The organism is Xanthomonas sp. NCPPB 2632, from assembly GCF_041228075.2.
In the GTDB taxonomy this organism is placed as follows: Bacteria; Pseudomonadota; Gammaproteobacteria; order Xanthomonadales; family Rhodanobacteraceae; genus Luteibacter.
Map to the genome: position 1 here is coordinate 4,706,695 of NZ_CM192979.1, position 17,571 is coordinate 4,724,265.

At 65.4% G+C, this 17,571-nt stretch carries 15 protein-coding genes; 5 read left to right on the top strand and 10 right to left on the bottom strand.

The annotated features are described in order from the left end of the window. Positions 1–4 precede the first annotated feature (4 nt). Positions 5–1,966, bottom strand: coding sequence for an LTA synthase family protein (locus tag AB8808_RS20235; RefSeq protein ID WP_369925435.1), 1,962 nt, complete (start codon positions 1,964–1,966; stop codon positions 5–7). A 246-nt stretch (positions 1,967–2,212) separates the two neighbouring features. On the opposite strand from AB8808_RS20235, the gene mprF reads away from it, so the two are divergent. From mprF to AB8808_RS20255, 4 genes are all read left to right on the top strand, one after another. Further along, positions 2,213–4,795: a bifunctional lysylphosphatidylglycerol flippase/synthetase MprF gene (mprF, locus tag AB8808_RS20240; RefSeq protein ID WP_369925437.1), complete on the top strand. Its 2,583-nt coding sequence runs from the start codon at positions 2,213–2,215 to the stop codon at positions 4,793–4,795. Between the two features lie 20 nt (positions 4,796–4,815). Then, positions 4,816–5,592, top strand: a complete 777-nt coding sequence (locus AB8808_RS20245) for an AcvB/VirJ family lysyl-phosphatidylglycerol hydrolase (RefSeq protein ID WP_369925438.1) — start codon at positions 4,816–4,818, stop codon at positions 5,590–5,592. A 122-nt stretch (positions 5,593–5,714) separates the two neighbouring features. After that, complete coding sequence (locus AB8808_RS20250; RefSeq protein ID WP_036138912.1) at positions 5,715–5,906, top strand: hypothetical protein; 192 nt, start codon at positions 5,715–5,717, stop codon at positions 5,904–5,906. Positions 5,907–6,220: 314 nt separating this feature from the next. Beyond that, on the top strand, positions 6,221–6,388 hold the full coding sequence (locus AB8808_RS20255) for a hypothetical protein (protein ID WP_285403330.1): 168 nt from the start codon (positions 6,221–6,223) through the stop codon (positions 6,386–6,388). A 21-nt stretch (positions 6,389–6,409) separates the two neighbouring features. Here AB8808_RS20255 and AB8808_RS20260 read toward each other — a convergent pair whose 3' ends face one another. The 9 genes from AB8808_RS20260 to AB8808_RS20300 form a co-directional block, all read right to left on the bottom strand. Continuing rightward, positions 6,410–6,712: a hypothetical protein gene (locus tag AB8808_RS20260; RefSeq protein ID WP_369925441.1), complete on the bottom strand. Its 303-nt coding sequence runs from the start codon at positions 6,710–6,712 to the stop codon at positions 6,410–6,412. Between the two features lie 82 nt (positions 6,713–6,794). Next, entirely contained in the window at positions 6,795–7,148 is a 354-nt protein-coding gene (locus tag AB8808_RS20265) for a hypothetical protein (protein ID WP_354516836.1), read from the bottom strand. 634 nt (positions 7,149–7,782) lie between these two features. Further along, positions 7,783–8,091: a hypothetical protein gene (locus AB8808_RS20270; RefSeq protein WP_285403335.1), complete on the bottom strand. Its 309-nt coding sequence runs from the start codon at positions 8,089–8,091 to the stop codon at positions 7,783–7,785. A 57-nt stretch (positions 8,092–8,148) separates the two neighbouring features. Further along, a complete protein-coding gene (locus AB8808_RS20275; protein WP_369925443.1) occupies positions 8,149–8,394 on the bottom strand; it encodes a hypothetical protein in 246 nt (81 codons plus the stop codon). Positions 8,395–8,472: 78 nt separating this feature from the next. After that, positions 8,473–8,661: a hypothetical protein gene (locus tag AB8808_RS20280; protein WP_185754237.1), complete on the bottom strand. Its 189-nt coding sequence runs from the start codon at positions 8,659–8,661 to the stop codon at positions 8,473–8,475. A 155-nt stretch (positions 8,662–8,816) separates the two neighbouring features. Next, the gene (locus AB8808_RS20285; protein WP_285403338.1) at positions 8,817–9,230 is read right to left on the bottom strand and encodes an SMI1/KNR4 family protein; all 414 of its coding nucleotides are present in this window, start codon (positions 9,228–9,230) and stop codon (positions 8,817–8,819) included. A 154-nt stretch (positions 9,231–9,384) separates the two neighbouring features. Further along, a complete protein-coding gene (locus AB8808_RS20290; RefSeq protein WP_369925446.1) occupies positions 9,385–9,765 on the bottom strand; it encodes a hypothetical protein in 381 nt (126 codons plus the stop codon). Between the two features lie 100 nt (positions 9,766–9,865). After that, positions 9,866–10,639: a transporter gene (locus AB8808_RS20295; RefSeq protein ID WP_369925449.1), complete on the bottom strand. Its 774-nt coding sequence runs from the start codon at positions 10,637–10,639 to the stop codon at positions 9,866–9,868. 141 nt (positions 10,640–10,780) lie between these two features. Then, positions 10,781–13,000: a glycoside hydrolase family 3 C-terminal domain-containing protein gene (locus AB8808_RS20300; RefSeq protein ID WP_369925451.1), complete on the bottom strand. Its 2,220-nt coding sequence runs from the start codon at positions 12,998–13,000 to the stop codon at positions 10,781–10,783. Between the two features lie 131 nt (positions 13,001–13,131). Between AB8808_RS20300 and AB8808_RS20305 the strand changes: the two genes are divergently transcribed. Then, positions 13,132–17,433, top strand: coding sequence for a DEAD/DEAH box helicase (locus AB8808_RS20305; RefSeq protein ID WP_369925453.1), 4,302 nt, complete (start codon positions 13,132–13,134; stop codon positions 17,431–17,433). Positions 17,434–17,571: the final 138 nt, after the last annotated feature.

The window sequence follows — 17,571 nt, forward strand, 5'->3', positions numbered from 1 at the left end:
AAGCCTACGGCGTGGCCGCTGTCTGGTGCGGCGCGCCGTGCTTCATCAGGCCCTTGGTGAACAGGTGGGCCGCCGACTGGTAATAGGTGATCGCGGCATCCGCATCGGCCTGGTTGACGGACGTGACGGGGGTGGCGTCGCCCGTATCGCGTTGCGGCAGCATCTGCTTCACCGGCTGGCGCGGCACCAACGAGGTCAGCGTGTCGCCGCGCAGGTAGCCCAGTTCCTGGTAGGTACTGATGAAGGCGCGCTCGCGTCCGGGCTCCAGCTTGAACAGGTCGTAGCCGTAGAAGCGCGAGGTGTAGCTGAAGTGCAGCAGGCCCAGCACGGTCGGCGCGATGTCGATCTGGCTCATCAGGCGATCCACGCGTCCCGGCGCGATATGCGCGGGCGAGTAGATGTACAGCGGGATATGGTAACGATCCACCGGCAGGCTGGTCTTGCCGGCGCTGGTGGCACAATGGTCCGCAGTGATGACGAACACGGTGTCCTTGAACCACGGTTTGGTTGCCGCGCGTTTCAGGAAATCGCCCAGCGCCCAGTCAGTGTAGGCCACCGCCGCCGTGCGACGGCCCTGCGGCAACGCCACGCGTCCTTCGGGGAAGGTGAACGGGCGATGGTTGGACGTGGTCATCACGTGCCCGAAGTACGGCTTGCCCTTCGCGTAAGAGGCGTCCATGCGCTTGATCACCAGCGTGAACAGGTCCTCGTCGGCCACGCCCCAGACGTTCTCGGTATGGATGTCCTTGCTGTCGATCGCGTTGCGGTCCACCGCCGTGTAGCCGTTACTGGCGAAGAAATGGTTCATGTTGTCGAAGTAGCCATAACCGCCGTAGAGGAACTCGGAGGTATAGCCCTTGCCGTTGAACACGTCGGCCAGCGACCAGAGGTTTTCGTCACCCGGGCGCTTCACGATGGATTCGCCGGGCGTCGGCGGCACCGAGAGCGCCAGCGCTTCCAGCCCGCGCACCGTGCGCGTGCCGTTGGCATACAACTGGCTGAAGAACAGGCTTTTCGACGCCAGGGCATCGAGGTTGGGGGTCAGGTGCTTGTGCTTGCTGACATCCAGGCCCTCGACGTAATCGCCCGACAGGCTTTCGACGCTGATCAGCACCACGTTGAGCTTCTGCTCCGTACCGTCGCCGGCGATGTGCCGCGTGATGTCCATCGGATCGTCGCTGGCGAACGTGGCGTCCGGCGTCGTCAGCTGCTTGCGCAGGTTGGCGAACATGGCCGTGTCCGGCAGGGTCGGGTAGTACTTCGCATAATCCAGCTCGTTTTCGCGGAACGCCGCCACGAACTGGTAAGGGCCGTTGCCGGCCAGCTCGTTCACGTAGTTGTTGTCCGAGCGATCCTTCATGGTGCCGTCGACGGCGAAGCTGACCACCACGGTGAGCACCAGCCACACCGCCACCACGAGGCTGCGGGCACCGAAACGCGAGCCGTCGTCACGCGCGGCGAGCATGCGCCGGCTGAAGAACACCACGGCGATGGTCGCCGCCAGCAGCAGCAGCGACCAGGTGACGATCGGGTACGACTCGCGAATGTTGCCGACCACCTCGTGGGTGTAGACAAGGTAATCCACGGCGATGAAGTTGAAGCGCGCGCTGAACTCGCCCCAGAACACCAGCTCCGCCGCGCCGAGATAAAGCACGACGAAAGAGAGAATGAAACAGAAACCGAGGAAGATGCGGTGGCCCCAACGGGACACATAGGCACGCCGGGGCAGCAGCCAGAGCACCAGCAGCATCGGCCACGCGAAATAGACGTACTCCACCACGTCGTAGCCGAAGCCGACCAGGAAGAGGTAGAGCCACTTGCCCGGGCTGGGCGGTATCTCGTGTCCCGTCTTGATCAGCAGGATGAGACGGACGAGGAACGCCACGCCGACGAACAGGATGCCGAACCAGACCAACGGCCGGAAGCGCTGGCGGAGCGCACCGGGGGCCGACGAAACAGGAGTCATGACGCCTCGCAGGAAAATGCCGGTCGTCGATACGCCCGGGTTCGGCCACGAGGGTAAGCAGGTGGGCTTACGTGAGGCTTTCCCGAAGCTTAGATCGAGCTTTGGCCCCCGATGTCGGCTATCGTGGCCCCGTAGGAAAAGCCGATCTGCCGCGCGAACGTGCCTTGTGGCACCCTACCCGGCCTTACGATTCATATCTGTGGGAGCCACGGCACTGTGGGAGAAGAAACAAGGGCGGAGCTCCCGATGAACGACCAGCCGCTAGCCGGCAAGCCGGCGCTCTACGTCACCCTGTTCCGTCGCGCGGGCGGTCCCCTGCTGTCTGTCGTGCTGCTATGCCTGGCGCTGTGGGCGCTCAAGGCCATGGCCAGCGAGGTGACCTATCGCCAGATCGGCGGCTACGTGCATGCGCTGCCCAACAGCGATATCGCCCTTGCCATCCTGCTGACCGGCGCCGGCTTCGCCGTGATGACGCTCTACGACTGGTTCGGCCTGGCCAGCGTGGGCAAGCGGCTGCCGGCCCCGCGGGTCGGCCTGATCTCCTTCATCAGCTATGCGTTCTCCAATGCGCTGGGCATGTCGCTGCTGGTCTCCGGATCCATCCGTTACCGCTTCTACGTGCAGGCCGGGTTGACCCCCGGCGAAATCGCCCGCGTGGTGCTCTACACCACCCTCAGCTTCTGGCTGGGCCTGGCGGCGATCACGGGCGTCACCCTGTTGGCGGTGCCGATTCCGCCCGAGGTACCCCTGTCGGGCCTGCGGATTCCTCTGGCGATCGTGCTGTCGCTGGTGCCGCTGGCGTGGTTCGTGGTGTCGCTTACCGTGCGCCGGCCCATCCGCCTGTGGCGCTGGGAGATCGCCACGCCCACGCCCGCCATGGCCGCCCGGCAGATCCTGATCGGTGCGCTGGACTGGGGCCTCGCCTCGGGCGTGCTCTACGTGCTGATGCCGGAGGCGATCTCCGGTGGCTTCGGCCACTTCCTGGCCATCTTCGTGCTCGCCCAGATGGCGGGCCTGATCAGCCACGTGCCCGGCGGCCTGGGCGTGTTCGAGGCGGTGATGCTTGCCGGCTTCGGCGCCACCGGCAACCACGGGCTGGAAGCCCCCATCCTCGGCTCGCTGGCGGCATTCCGCGCGGTCTATTACCTGCTGCCGCTGGGCGTGGCCACCGTGCTGGTGATCTGGCGCGAGATCCGCGCACTGCGCCACGCGGCCATGATCGCGCCCTGGTTCAGCGGACTGCTGCCGCCGTTCTTCGCCGGCCTGACCCTGGTCGCCGGCGCGGTGCTGCTGTTCTCCGGCGCCACGCTGGCCATTCCGGGCCGCATGGAGATCCTGCGGGGGTTCGTTCCGCTGCCGCTGGTGGAGGTATCGCATTTCCTCTCCAGCGTGGTCGGCATGATGCTGCTGATCCTGGCCCGCGGCCTGCAACGACGGCTGGACGCCGCCTACGTGCTGACGCTGGTGCTGCTGGTGCTGGGCGCCGTGTTGTCCATGCTCAAGGGCATCGACTACGAGGAAGCCACCCTGCTGTCGCTGCTGGCCCTGGCCCTGGCGCCCGCCCACCGGCACTTCTACCGCCGGGCCTCGCTGTTCCGCGCCAGCTTCTCGCCGGGCTGGGTGCTGGCCATCGGCGCGGTGCTGGCCTGCTCCACCTGGCTGGTGTTCTTCAGCTTCAAGCACGTCGAATACAGCAACAACCTCTGGTGGGAGTTCAGCTTCCACCACGGCGGTGCGCCTCGCGCGCTGCGTGCGCTGGTCGGCGCTACCGCCGCGCTGCTGCTGTTCGGCCTGGCCAACCTGATCCGCCCGGCCCGTGCCCGTCGCACCCGCCCCGGCGACGCCGAACTGGCCCGCGTGCTGCCCCTGGTCAAGTCTTTCGACTCCGCCCAGGCCCACCTGGCGCTGGTCGGCGACAAGATGCTGCGCTTTGCGCCGGACGACCGCGCTTTCATCATGTACGACGTGGAAGGACGCAGCTGGGTGGCCATGGGCGATCCGGTGGGCACCGATGAAGACGCCCGCCGCGAACTGGTCTGGAGCTTCCGTGAGGAATGCGAGCGCGCCGGTGGCTGGCCGCTGTTCTACCAGGTGCGCCCGGCCGACCTGGACCTCTACCTCGACGTGGGCATGAGCCTGCTGAAGATCGGCGAGGAAGCCCGCGTGCGCCTGGAGACCTTCAACCTGGACGGCAAGTCGAAGAAGACGCTGCGCGGCACGGTCAACAAGCTGCAACGTGACGGCCTGCGCATGGAGATCGTACCCGTGGAGGACGTGCCCGCGCTGCTGCCCCGCCTGAAGGTCATCTCCGATGCCTGGATGGGCGACAAGAAGGTACGCGAGAAGCGCTTCTCGCTGGGCCTGTTCGATGAACGCTATCTATCCCGCACGCCGATGGCGGTGGTGTGGCAGGGCGACCAGCCGGTAGCCTTCGCCAACATGTTTCTTACCGAGTCGATGGAAGAAGCGTCCGTCGACCTCATGCGCCACCTTCCCGAGGGCCCCTCCGGCATCATGGATTTCCTGTTTATCGAGCTGATGTCCTGGTCCAAGGCCCAGGGCTACCGCTGGTTCAACCTGGGCATGGCCCCCCTGTCGGGTCTGCAGAACCGCCGTACCGCGCCCCTGTGGAGCCGCTTCGGCGCCATGGTGTTCGGTCGCGGCGAGCGCTTCTACAACTTCCGTGGCCTGCATCGCTACAAGGAGAAGTTCGATCCCGAGTGGGAGCCGCGCTATATCGCGGTACCCGGCGGCATCGCGCTGCCCCTGGCGCTGGCCAACGTGGCCAGCCTCATCTCCGGCGGCCTGGGCGGCGTGGTGCGCCGGTGAGCACGCCAAAGAAGAGGAACGTGCTGCGTGTCGTACTGTCGTGCGTGGCCGGTGCCGTCGTGCTGGCCCTGCTGGCCTGGCACCCCTGGACCCACGCATCGATGGAAAAATCCACCGTGGAGCTGCCGGCACTGGCCGCCGCGCCGGCCGGACAGGAAGACCTGCTGGTGGTCATCTATTCCGGTGACGGCGGCTGGTGGGACCTGGACCAGCGCCTGGGCGCGGTCTTCACAGGTCGCGGCCTGCCCGTAGCCGGGGTCAGCACCTTCAAGTATTTCTGGCGTTACCGATCGCCGGAGGAATCCGCCCACGACCTGGACGGCCTGCTGGATCGCTATACCAAACAGTGGAACAAGCAGCGCGTGCTGCTGATCGGCTATTCGTTCGGTGCGGACGTGTTGCCCACCATCGTGGGCCGGCTGCGCCCCGACAACCGGGCGAAGCTGGCCCAGCTGGTGCTGTTGTCGGCCAGCCGCGACGTGAATTTCGAGATCGAACTCGAGGGCTACATGCAGCAGGGCTGGTGGACCACCCACACCCATAATTTCCTCCAGTGGCTGAATCCCGTGGTGCACACCGACGCCATCCCGCCCATCCTGGCGCTGGCCGGCCGGCCGCCGATGGCCTGCTACTACGGCACCGAGGACGCGGACGACAGCGGCTGCACCGATCCGAAGCTGCCGTCGTTCGTCACGGTGTACAAGAAGCCGGGCTCGCACCACTTCGACGAGAACTACGAAGCGCTGGCTACCGAGCTTCTGCAACGCATGCCGCCGAAGACCCCCACGTCGCCTTAACTTTTTCAAGGCGCTTGGCACGTTTTCGGCTGTCACGGAAACTTCACCGGCGCGCCACTCAAACTTTCGTCTTTTCGGTGCAACTTGCCTTCAAGGCGGGGAGTCCGACTGGAGAAGGTTTTATGCAACGCACACCGGGAAAACGCGATTACGGTTCGTCCGACAGCGCCCATCTGCGCAGCCTGGCCAGTCGCGGTCTGCCGCCTTCTTCGCCCCAGGCGAGGCCTGCGGGCAGCAAGCACAAGGATCGTCCGGAGGGCAGCAGAGTCGTCGTGCCCGGCGTCCAGGATCGCGGCAAGCGCGCCTCTACGTAAGCGTAAGCTGGCGCTCTTGTAGGGAAAATAGCAGTCAACTTTAAGAATCCTCCTATATCCGTCATCGGACCAGCCAAGGAAGATAGCGTTACGCCCACCGGCTTATACCGGCGGGCCAACGTATCGCCGATGACCGATCCGACGGCAGGATGCCGTCTGTCCCTAGAATCAGGATCGATCCCCCCCTTCATCGGCGGTGACGCTGCGCCGGCTTCGCCGGGCCGCGTCCTGGTGGTCTGACCACCCGACCCAGGGACGGTCGTCATGGCCCTCCGCGTGAGCGCGAGGGCCATGTTTTTTTGTAGCATCGCCCGATGGGCTGCCTACCGATTCCCCTCTTCGCACTGCTCGGCTTCGGGCTGGGCTACCTGATCGACGATCGTCCCGGCTCGCTCTGGGGCGGTGGCGTGGGTCTGGTGATCGGATTGGCGGGCACGGCGCTGGTCATTCGCGCGATGCGGCGGGCGAACCGACCGGGCTAGGCCGTGGGTCCGCGATGCCGGTCAGGCCTGGCGCGCCCCTGGGGCGACGACGGTCGCTTCGGCATGCGCCTGCCGAAGCTGGTCGGGCGAGCCCGGCGGAATCCACGACGCCAGCACGGCAGGCGCCTCGGCGTTGGCCGGGGCCACGGAGACTTGCACCGCTTCGACAATATCGCGCGTCGCTCCGGTCACCCGCAGCATGACGGTCAGGGCATTGCCTTGCTTGGTCCAGCCGACGAGGTTGCTCGGGAGGACATGGCAAGCGGGCTGGCCACCGTCGAAGAGGGTAAGGACCCCTGAGTCGATCTCATCCATCGTATGCACGGTTCGCTTCCTGACAGGGGCCGCCCGGTGGGCCATGGGCTATTTTCTCAGGAGGGGTTGGCTTACGTCTGTCAGGGGAGGACTACACAATTTCGGTGTGTTTACGCGTCCTCAAAAGAGCTACTGCAACGAATGGACATGCCGATACAAGCGCAACTACACCAAAGAGTATTCCGACGGGAAGTATGTAGTTGATACGGGCGACGGCTGGCATGAACATTAAAGCAAAGGCTGTAGACCCCATGAGCCACCACGTCGGAGCAAAGATGAATTCGGCGACGACAATCGCCATAAAGGCAAGGTAGATCTCTATGAGCATGACGAAATCCGGATAGCTCAAGTACCACATGAATCGGTAGGCGTAGACGAGGTAGTGAACGACGAACGAGATTGCCAATGCCAGGCTGGCCTTCCATGGAAATCTTTGGATTTGCATTGCCTTAAACATCCTTCGTGACCTGAAGCCAGACCGCTCCCTCGATGGTCGATGGTCGATGGTCGATGGTCGATGGTCGATGGGTATCATCGCAGCGCATCTGACGAATCGCGAGAGCGACCGGAGATAATCTACCTCATGGGCCGGATGCTACGCCGACAGCCGCCATGACACCCAAAAGGGCTCCGATGGCCGCGAAAAGCGCGCTGGCCACATGGCGACGCATCGCCTGGCGCCTAATCGAAAGCAGCCGTGACTTTGCCAGACGAACGCCAACACCGTCTTCCGGGCGACTGAAGTGCTTAGGCCTGAATATGTAGTCGAAGCGAATCGACGGGGAAGAATCGATATCCAACCACTCGCCGTGATCGCGAGCGATCCTTTGTGCTTCCCTCACAACCCGCTGAACGCGAGAGAGGTTCCATAAGCCGTAAGCGATGCCAGGTGCGCTTCCAAGAAAAAATCCGTATACCCCGTAGTCAGGCGCACTCATGACCGATACCACAACAGTGCAGTGAACAAGGAAGACTCATGGAGGTGAGTTAAATGGAAAACGGCCGCGCTCTTTTACACCAAGGTTTTTTGACATAGCGACTCGATGGAATGCGGCAAAGACATTGAGGGTACGTATGGACTACGACAACTTGAAGCTGACCATACCGGCAGGCCAGACAGGCTTGTAAGCCCGCTCATCCAGGCGGCGATATCCCGCTGTTAGCGTAGCGAACCAGGACTCCCTACCGTATGCCAACCGGAGTGCGTCGAAGCAATTCATCGGTTCGTGGGTCTCGATAAAGATATCGCACTCCGCCGCTCCAACATCGTGACCGTCAATCTCGCCATATTGACCGATGACAGCGATCAGTGACTCTTCGATGGCGATAAGCTGATCGAAGTCCGGAAGGTTCGGTTCACACCACCGGAGCACGAGCTGGGATTTCATCACTGACACGTCCTCGCTTCAACGGAACCGCAAGCGAACCAGCAAAACCGGATCTCCTCATGCGGCATAGGTGAGCAAGACGACTAGCGCCGCAAGCTCCACCATGAAGAAGGAGACTAATCGTATGACCAGGATGTCGTGCCCCTTCCGACACAGCTTGTAAGCCGCCCAGAAATTCGCAATTGGCCACGCAATAAAGAAAACATAGCTCACCAGGGACCCTTGCCTGAAGATCAGTGCCGACAGAACGTGACCCAGCACGATCATCGGAAGCCACAGCAGGATCAGTAGAACATTCTTCATGATCGATGTACGGGCACCTTGGATGTCCGACGGTATGCGGCCACCCATAAGTCTGCTGCGATGGACTGAATGGCTCGACTAACCTTCGAACATCTTGTCGATCAAGTCTTCCAGTAAGACCCCATCGCTGTTGGGATAATAGCTCTCGTCCAGACCAAGCCGTATCAAAACATCTTCGCATGCGTCGCGAAACTCGGACAAGGCGTAGCCTGTTCCCTCCAACACGAGGTCGGGGCCGGCGACAAGGAATGAGGGAAGTAACGTCATCGTTTCTTCCGACGTCTTCAGAAGCTCGTATTGCCTCTGGCTGATTCGCACTCTCATCCTTTACTTCTCGTTGCTATAAAAACAGCGTTTGAACAAAGCTTACAGATCGTCGTGTTCAGCGAGCACAGACGGCGAGGCTGGCCCTCAAGAAAGGTTCACTCAAACAACCTGCCCTTGTAAAGCACACGGAGGAACTCCGCCATACTGGAACCCACCGGCAGCGCCTCCTTCCAGTCCATCCCGACGAAAGGAACAATGACCAACGACCGCTTAGACGACGGACGAAGGTCATAGCCAAAGCCTTCACCCGCGCCATTGGAACCAATGAGAAAAAGGCCGGGTACGTAGGTGGCAACTTCATACTCACGGTTGAACGGAACAAGTTCCTCGAGCGGCCATAGCACCAGGTAACTCTTCCCCACGAATCCATCACCGCCGTTTCGTTTCGCCATGAAGCAAAGATAGTCTTCCGGCAGGCCAACGGGCGCTGCTTTCAGCAACTCCACCGGAATGCCGTTTTCGGAAGGACCTTTATCGATCCACTCATGAAGGTAACGCTCGAAGGCCATGACAAACCTCGCACTAACAACCGTGTCAAGAGCTGGACTTCGATCCAGGCATGCTTGACGCATATCAAAAAACAAGACGACGAATAGTACAAATGGCCACAACCAACGCATCACTCATGCAATCCAGATCCGCTGCCGAAGGGGTCGAGCCTTCCTAGTGCCCCGTCACAGCTATGGCAACGACCACCCGCGAGGCGCTCACGAATGAATCCGCCCAAACCGAAATGACCACGCTGCCGGGCGACAGCCGATATTCGAGGGCGCGATCCACTTCTGCAGTACCGATCGCTACGACTCCACCCGGCACGGCCAGGGTATGGGTCGCAGCCAGATGAAGCCCGGTAGTGACCACGTCTTCTGTCGTCAATGAAACCTCGACCTCGCCATCGACGTAGGGGTCGACCGCGATCGACAGACAGGAATCCGTCGCGGCAACCAATTCACCCTCTACGTATTCAGGGACTATCGCTTCCCTGTTCGTTGGATCGACAACGAAGAGGATGCCGTGATCTACGCTCAAGCTGATACTTTCCATTTCTGCTCCATAGCGAAAGTCGAAGAACTCGCCCTCCGTGCACGCGCGAGCGTTTCTCATCTCGCGATGTTCCGCCAGCACTCCTGCTTGACTGTGTACGTTAACGCTTTCCGCCAAAGTACACCGACACGCCCAGACCCGCGACCACCGAAGGCCCACGGCTACCGATCCGGTGCAACGCATAGGCATCCAGCTGCGCATGGTCACCAATGGTGTACGCCACGCCACCGCCCGCCTGCACTTCGTTGCCGTCTTCGGCGTCATGGATGGCATCCGCCTCCAGGTAGGCCATCCAGTTCTCACCGAACTTGCGCCCGAAGGTGGGTGCCAGTGTCCAGCTATTGCGACCCTTCAGACGGTCCACGTTGGCGTACAGGGTGTTCTGATGGGTCTCGTCGACCTGCCACTGGCCGGTGGCACCCAGGCTGACTTCCCGGGCGCCATTGCCGAAGTCCTTGTCGCCATTCGCGAACGTGACATTACCCAGCGCCGCCCAGCTGAAGTTACCGCCATCGTTGGCTCCACCGGGCGCGATCTTCAGGCCGACGCTGGTGTCACCATGGCCCACCGCGTGCCGGCGTGAGCCCATGCCGCGCTCTTCCAGCCGGTTCCAGGCCGAGCCGGCCACCTGCAACTCCGCCGGTCCACCCAGACCGATGCGGATGACGCTGTCGGCCGTATAGGTGCGATCGAGGTAGCCGTCCTGGCGTTGCCGCTGGTATGACGGCAGCCCTTGTTCCAGGGCCAGTGTGCCGGCGGGCAGCACGCTGGTGGCGAAGCCGGCACCGGGGCGGTCGAAGTCGGGGGCATCGGCAAAAGCTGGCGCTGCGATGGCGAGGAGTAAAGCGGCGGTGAGGGCAGGGCGTAGGTTCATGCGGGCATTGTGCCCGTGGGGCGTCGTTGTCGTGTGGAGGTGGCAGTGACGAGGCGTGTGGCTTGGCGGGATCGCCCACATCGTGGGCTCCTACACCAGCCGGAGGGCTGCAGGGTTTGCCTGCAGACCCCGCCGAGAGGCTCAGTTCGGCGCTTTCATCACCGGGAAGCTCTCCGCCACCGTCACCGTCTTCTCGCCGGCGATGTCCGTGGCGGAGCGACCCAGGCGCACGGTGTAATTGCCGGGGGCCACGCGCCAGCGCTTGCCGTTCGCGTCGTAACGCGCCAGTGCCAGCGGCTCCAGCGGGATGTCGACACGGCGGCTGGCACCGGGCTTCAGGGCCACCTTGCTCCAGCCCGCGAGGCGCTTCGTCGGTGCGCCGGGGGCGGTCACGTAGATCTGGGGCACGTCGGCCGCGGCGACCTTGCCGGTGTTCTTTACCGTGACGTGCGCCACCGGCTGGCCCTTGGCGTCCTTGTCCACGGCGAAGTCGCTGTAGTCGAAGTGCGAGTAGGTCAGGCCATAGCCGAAGGCGAACAGCGGCTCGCGGTGGGTCTTCTCGAACCAGCGGTAGCCGACATCGGCGCCTTCGATGTTGTAGTCGATGGTGTCGGCGGGTGCGTCCTTGTTGCCCAGGCCGGCGGCCTGGATCGTCGGACGCGGTAGCTGCGACTCGTCCTTGGGCCACGTGACCGGCAGGCGGCCCGATGGCGAAACTTCGCCGTAGAGCAGACGCGCGATGGCATCGCCGCCGCCGGAGCCGGGGAACCATGCCTGCAAGACGCCGCCGACCTGGTTAAGCCAGGGCATCTTCACCGCGCCGTTGGTTTCCAGCACCACCACCGTGTGCGGGTTGGCCTTGGCGACGGCGGCGACGAGCGCATCGTCCGCGGGCGCCAGCGACATGTCCGGTGCGTCGTAGGATTCGGCGGCCCATTTGGACACGAAGACCACCGCCACGTCGGCAGCCGCGGCGGCCTTGGCGGCGGCAGCGGGGTCCGTGCCGGCATCGAAGCTGACCTTCTCACCCAGCTGCTTCATGAAGGTGAGCGGTGCCGACGCGTGGTAGCGCACGGGGCCCGGCCAACCGGTCGGCTCGAGACCCGGCACCGGGTCGCCGCCTTCGTCCGTGACGGTGGAGGAACCGCCACCGGCGAGCACGCCCTTGTCGGCATGCGCACCGATGACCACCACCGACTGGCCCTTGCGCGACAGCGGCAGCAGGCCGCCTTCGTTTCGCAGCAGCACAGCACCGGCCTCCAGGGTGTCACGTGCGATACGGCGGTCGGCGACGTAGGGCACCGGGGTCACGACCTTGGTCGGAATGGGATCGTCGATGACGCCGTGGGCGAACAGGCTGCGCATGATCCGCTTCGCCATGTCGTCCAGGCGCGCCTTGGGTACCTCGCCCGAGGCGATGGCCTTGCGCAGCGGCTGGTCGAAGTACAACTCCTTGTCGAACACCTCGCCCGCCGACTCCTGGTCCATGCCGGCCAGTGCCGCCTTGCCGGCGCTATGCACGCCACCCCAGTCGGACATGACGAAGCCCTTGAAGCCCCATTCCTGCTTCAGCACCTGGTTGAGCAGCCAGTCGTCCTCACCGGCGTAGGTGCCGTTGATGCGGTTGTAGGAGGACATGACGGAGCCGGGGTTGCCGTGGCCGATGGCGATCTGGAAGGCCAGCAGGTCGGACTCGCGCATGGCGACCGGGTCGATCTCGGCGCTGTGCGTGTTGCGGCCGGTCTCCAGGTCGTTCATGGCGAAATGCTTCACCGTGGCGACGATCTTCGCCTCCTGGATGCCCTTCACCGTCGCGCCCACGATCGTGCCTGCCAGCACCGGGTCTTCACCGGCGTATTCGAAGTTGCGACCGTTGCGGGGGTCGCGCACCAGGTTGACGCCACCGGACAGCAGCACGCCGTAACCCTTGCCGCGCGCCTCGCCGCCGATCATCCGGCCGCCGGCATGGGCGACCGTGGTATCGAAACTGGCCGCGGCGGCCAGGCCCGCCGGCAGCGAGATGGCACCCTTGCCGTCGATACCGGGCTTGTTGACGCCAAGGCCGGCGTCGGTCTCGTTGATGGCCGGCAGGCCGAGCCGGGGCAGGGCAGGCACATAGCCCGCGCCACCCACCGCGCCCTCGGGCACGCCGTGCTTGTCGCTGGCCAGGCCGAAGTCCGAGCGGATAATACGGAACTTCTCATCGTCGTTCATCGCGGCCACCAGCAGCTCCGCGCGGCGATCCGGCGACAGCGAGCGATCCATCCAGGGGCGGGCGGGCGGCGTGGCCGCGCCGACGGAGGCGGTGAGGCCCGCCGCGACGGCAAAGGCGAGGGCGGAGCGGCGCAGGGTAGCGGACATGATCTTCCATTCGATCCGGGGGACAGGCCTACACCATCGCCAAGTAACGGTTTCATCGCAACCCACGAGACCCGGCGGGGGTATGCTGAAACCTTGACCGTCCCGCCCCGCGACCCCACTTAAGTGGTTCAATGAATTCACAAAAGTCGACGCCGCTCGCCGCGTTCCATCCCGCCGTCGCCGGCTGGTTCGCACAGACCTTTCCGGCGCCCACCGAGGCGCAGGTGGCCGCGTGGCCGGCGATCCGCTCCGGGCGGCACACGCTGGTGGCCGCGCCCACGGGCTCGGGCAAGACCCTGACCGCCTTCCTTTCCGCCATCGATATGCTGGTGCGTGAAGGGGTGCGCGACGGCGGGCTGAGCGACCGCACCGTCATCGTCTATGTGTCCCCGCTCAAGGCCTTGTCCAACGACATCCGGATCAACCTCGAGGCGCCGTTGGCCGGCATCCGCGAGCAACTGCGCCAGCAGGGCCTGCCCGACCTGGAGATCCGCACCGCCGTGCGCACGGGAGACACCCCGGCATCCGAACGCGAGCGGATGAAACGGCGACCGCCGCATATCCTGGTCACCACGCCCGAGTCGCTTTACGTGTTGCTCGGCTCGGCGTCGGGCCGCGCCATGCTGAGCCATGTGCGCGAGGTGATCGTCGACGAGATCCACGCCGTGGCGGCGAGCAAGCGCGGTAGCCACATGGCGGTGTCGCTGGAGCGGCTGGAAGCGCTGGCCCAGCGACGCATCACGCGCATCGGCCTGTCGGCCACGCAGAAACCGATCGAGAAGGTGGCCGCCTTCCTTACCGGCGGCGCCACGGACGACTGCGCCATCGTCGACATCGGCCACGCACGTCGGCGCGACCTGGCACTGGAAGTGCCGCCCGTGCCGCTCGAGGCCGTCATGTCCAACGACATGTGGGAGCTGGTCTACAACCGGCTGGCCAACCTGATCGAGCAACATCGCACCACGCTGATCTTCGTCAACACACGGCGCATGGCCGAGCGGCTGTCGCGCCACCTGTCGGAGCGGCTGGGTCGCGACGCGGTGACGGCGCACCACGGCAGCCTGTCGCGCGAGCAACGCCTGGATGCCGAGCAACGCCTGAAGGCGGGCCAGCTGCGCGCACTGGTGGCCACCGCGTCGCTGGAGCTGGGCATCGACATCGGCGACATCGACCTGGTCTGCCAGATCGCCTCGCCACGCTCCATCGCCGCCTTCCTGCAACGGGCCGGGCGGGCCGGCCATGCCGTGGGTGGCACACCGAAGGCGCGTCTGTTCCCGACCTCGCGCGACGATCTGGTGGAATGCACTGCGCTGCTGGACTGCGTGCGCCGCGGCGAACTGGACGCGCTGATCATGCCGCACCAACCGCTGGACGTACTGGCGCAGCAGATCGTCGCCGAGGTGTCGTGCCAGGAATGGGACGAGGACGCGTTGTTCGACCTGTTCCGCCGGGCGTATCCGTTCCGCGATCTGCCACGCGCGACGTTCGACGACACCGTGCGCATGCTGGCCGACGGTTTCACCACGCGGGTCGGGCCGCGTGGCTCGTATATCCATCGCGATGCGGTGAACAAGCGCCTGCGCGAACGGCGCGGCGCGCGACTCACCGCCGTGACCTCTGGCGGCACGATTCCCGAGACGGGCGATTACAACGTCGTGCTGGAGCCGCAGTCCACCGTGGTCGGCACCGTCAACGAGGACTTCGCGGTCGAGAGCCTGGCCGGCGACGTGTTCCAGCTGGGCAACCGCTCCTATCGCATCATGCGCGTGGAGACGGGCCGCCTGCGCGTGGAGGATGCGCAGGGCCAGCCGCCGAACATCCCTTTCTGGCTGGGCGAGGCGCCCGGGCGCACGGACGAACTCTCGATCGGCGTGTCGCGGCTGCGCACGGACATCTCGACGAAGTTCGACGAGGGCGGCCGTGACGGCGCGCTGCGTTGGCTGATGGACGACCTGGGCCTGTCGCGAGCCGCGGCCGAGCAGATCGTCGACTACCTGTTCCGTGCACGCGCGGCACTGGGCGCGCTGCCCACGCGCGAGACGCTGGTGATGGAACGGTTCTTCGACGAATCCGGCGGCACCCAGCTGATCATCCACACGCCCTACGGCAGCCGCATCAACCGCGCCTGGGGCCTGGCATTGCGCAAGCGGTTCTGCCGGAAGTTCAACTTCGAATTGCAGGCCGCGGCGACGGAAGATGCGATCGTGCTGTCGCTGTCCACCAGCCACAGTTTTCCGCTGGACGAAGTGGCCCGCTACCTGCACTCCCACTCCGCGGAGCACGTGCTGATCCAGGCCTTGCTGGATGCGCCGCTGTTCGGCGTGCGCTGGCGCTGGAACGCGACGACGGCGCTGGCGCTGCCGCGGTTCACCGGCGGCCGCAAGGTCGCGCCGCAGTTGCAGCGCATGAAGAGCGAGGATCTGCTGGCCACCGTGTTCCCGGACCAGGTGGCCTGCGCGGAGAACCTCGTCGGCGAGCGCGAGGTGCCCGACCACCCGCTGGTCAAACAGACGCTGGAAGACTGCCTGCACGAGGCAATGGACAGCGAAGGGCTGCTCACCATCCTGCGGGGCCTGGAAGCGGGCACCATCGCCATGGTCGCGCGTGACCTGGCCACCCCATCGCCACTCGCGGCGGAAGTGCTCAGTGCGGCGCCGTACGCGTTCCTCGACGATGCGCCGCTGGAAGAACGGCGCACCCAGGCCGTGCAGTCGCGCCGCTGGAACACAGCGGAAACGGCGGACGACCTGGGCCGGCTGGATGCCGAGGCCATCGCGTCGGTGTGCGAGGAAGCCTGGCCGGAAGCACGCAGCGCGGACGAAATGCACGAGGCGCTGGTGCAGCTCGGCGCGGTCACGGCCGACGAAGCCGCGCGCGAGCCGGGCTGGAAAAAGCTGTTGACCGCCCTGGCGAAGGATGCCCGCGCCACCGCGATGACGATCGGCGGCACGACGCTGTGGATCGCCGCGGAGCGTTTGCCCGCGTGGCAGGCGGTGCATCCACAGGTCTCGCTGGCCCCCGCCATCGTGGCGCCGGCGGACTACGCCGCCCAGGCCTGGACGGCCGACGCGGCGCTGATCGACCTGGTGCGTGGACGCCTGGGTGGGCTCGGCCCGGTGCCGGCCACCGGGCTGGCCACGTCGCTCGGTGTCGCCGTGAGCGACGTGGAACGGGCGCTGACCTCACTCGAAACCGAGGGCTATGTCATGCGCGGGCCGTTCTCGCCCGGTGTCACCGGGACGGAATGGTGCGAGCGCCACCTGCTGGCCCGTATCCACCGCTACACGATCGGTCGGCTGCGGCGCGAGATCGAGCCCGTGGCGCCACGCGACTACCTGCGCTTCCTGCTCGACTGGCAGCACCTGACCCGCGCCACGCAGGTGGCCGGCCCCGATGCGCTGGCTGGCGTCATCGCACAGCTGGAGGGTTTCGAGGCGGCCGCGGGTTCGTGGGAAGCGGAACTGCTGCCCGCACGCGTGGGCGACTACGGCATCGGCTGGCTGGACGACCTGTGCCGCGCCGGACGCGTGGTGTGGAGCCGGCTGCGCCTGGGTACGGGCAGCGGCGGGCCGGTACGCGCCACGCCCATCGTGCTGCTGCCGCGGCGGCAGTTGCCGATCTGGTCCGCCGCCGTGCCGTTTACCGAAAGCGAAACCGCGCTGTCGTCGCGTGCGCAGGCCGTCGCCGACGCACTGCGCGACGACGGCGCCCTGTTCTTCGACGAGATCGCCACGACCACCCGCCTGCTACGCACGGAGCTGGAAGACGCGCTGGGCGAACTGGTGGCGGCCGGACGCGTCACCGCCGACAGCTTCGCCGGCCTGCGCGCGCTGTTGCTGCCCGCCGCCAAGCGTAACGGCAGCCGCCAGCGACGCAGCCGCCGACACATGCTCAGTGGCATCGAGGACGCGGGCCGCTGGTCGCTGGCGCGGCGCCCGCGCGACGAGCGCAACGACGCCGATGGCCTGGAGCACATCGCCCGCACGCTGCTTCGGCGTTACGGCGTGGTCAGCTGGAAGATCCTTGAGCGCGAGGCCAGTTGGCTGCCGTCGTGGCGCGAGTTGCGGCGCGTGTACCACCGCCTGGAAGCCCGTGGCGAGATCCGCGGGGGCCGCTTCGTCGACGGCCTGGTCGGCGAGCAGTTCGCCCTGCCCGAGGCCCTGCCGGCACTGCGCCAGATCCGCCATCGCGATCACGACGGCGATATCGTCTGCATCGCCGGCACGGACCCGGCCAACCTGGTCGGCGCCATCATCGCCGGCGCCAAGGTGCCCGCGGTGATCGGCAACCGCATCGCCATCCGCGACGGCGTGCCGCTGGCCGCCATGATGGCCGGCAAGTTCGTCGCACTCACGCCGCTGGAAGGCGACGACGAACGCGACGCCCGCAAGGCCCTGCAACGCCATGCGACATTCCCCGCCGCGTTCGCGTGATCCCCCACCACCCACCTGCCGCCGTAGGTAGGAGCGCACGATGTGCGCGAAAAACCAACAACGCGGCGACGCGCCCACCCATCGGGCGACCCCACCGTTCAACGTCATCGTTCGACGGCGCGCTTCATCGCTCGACGG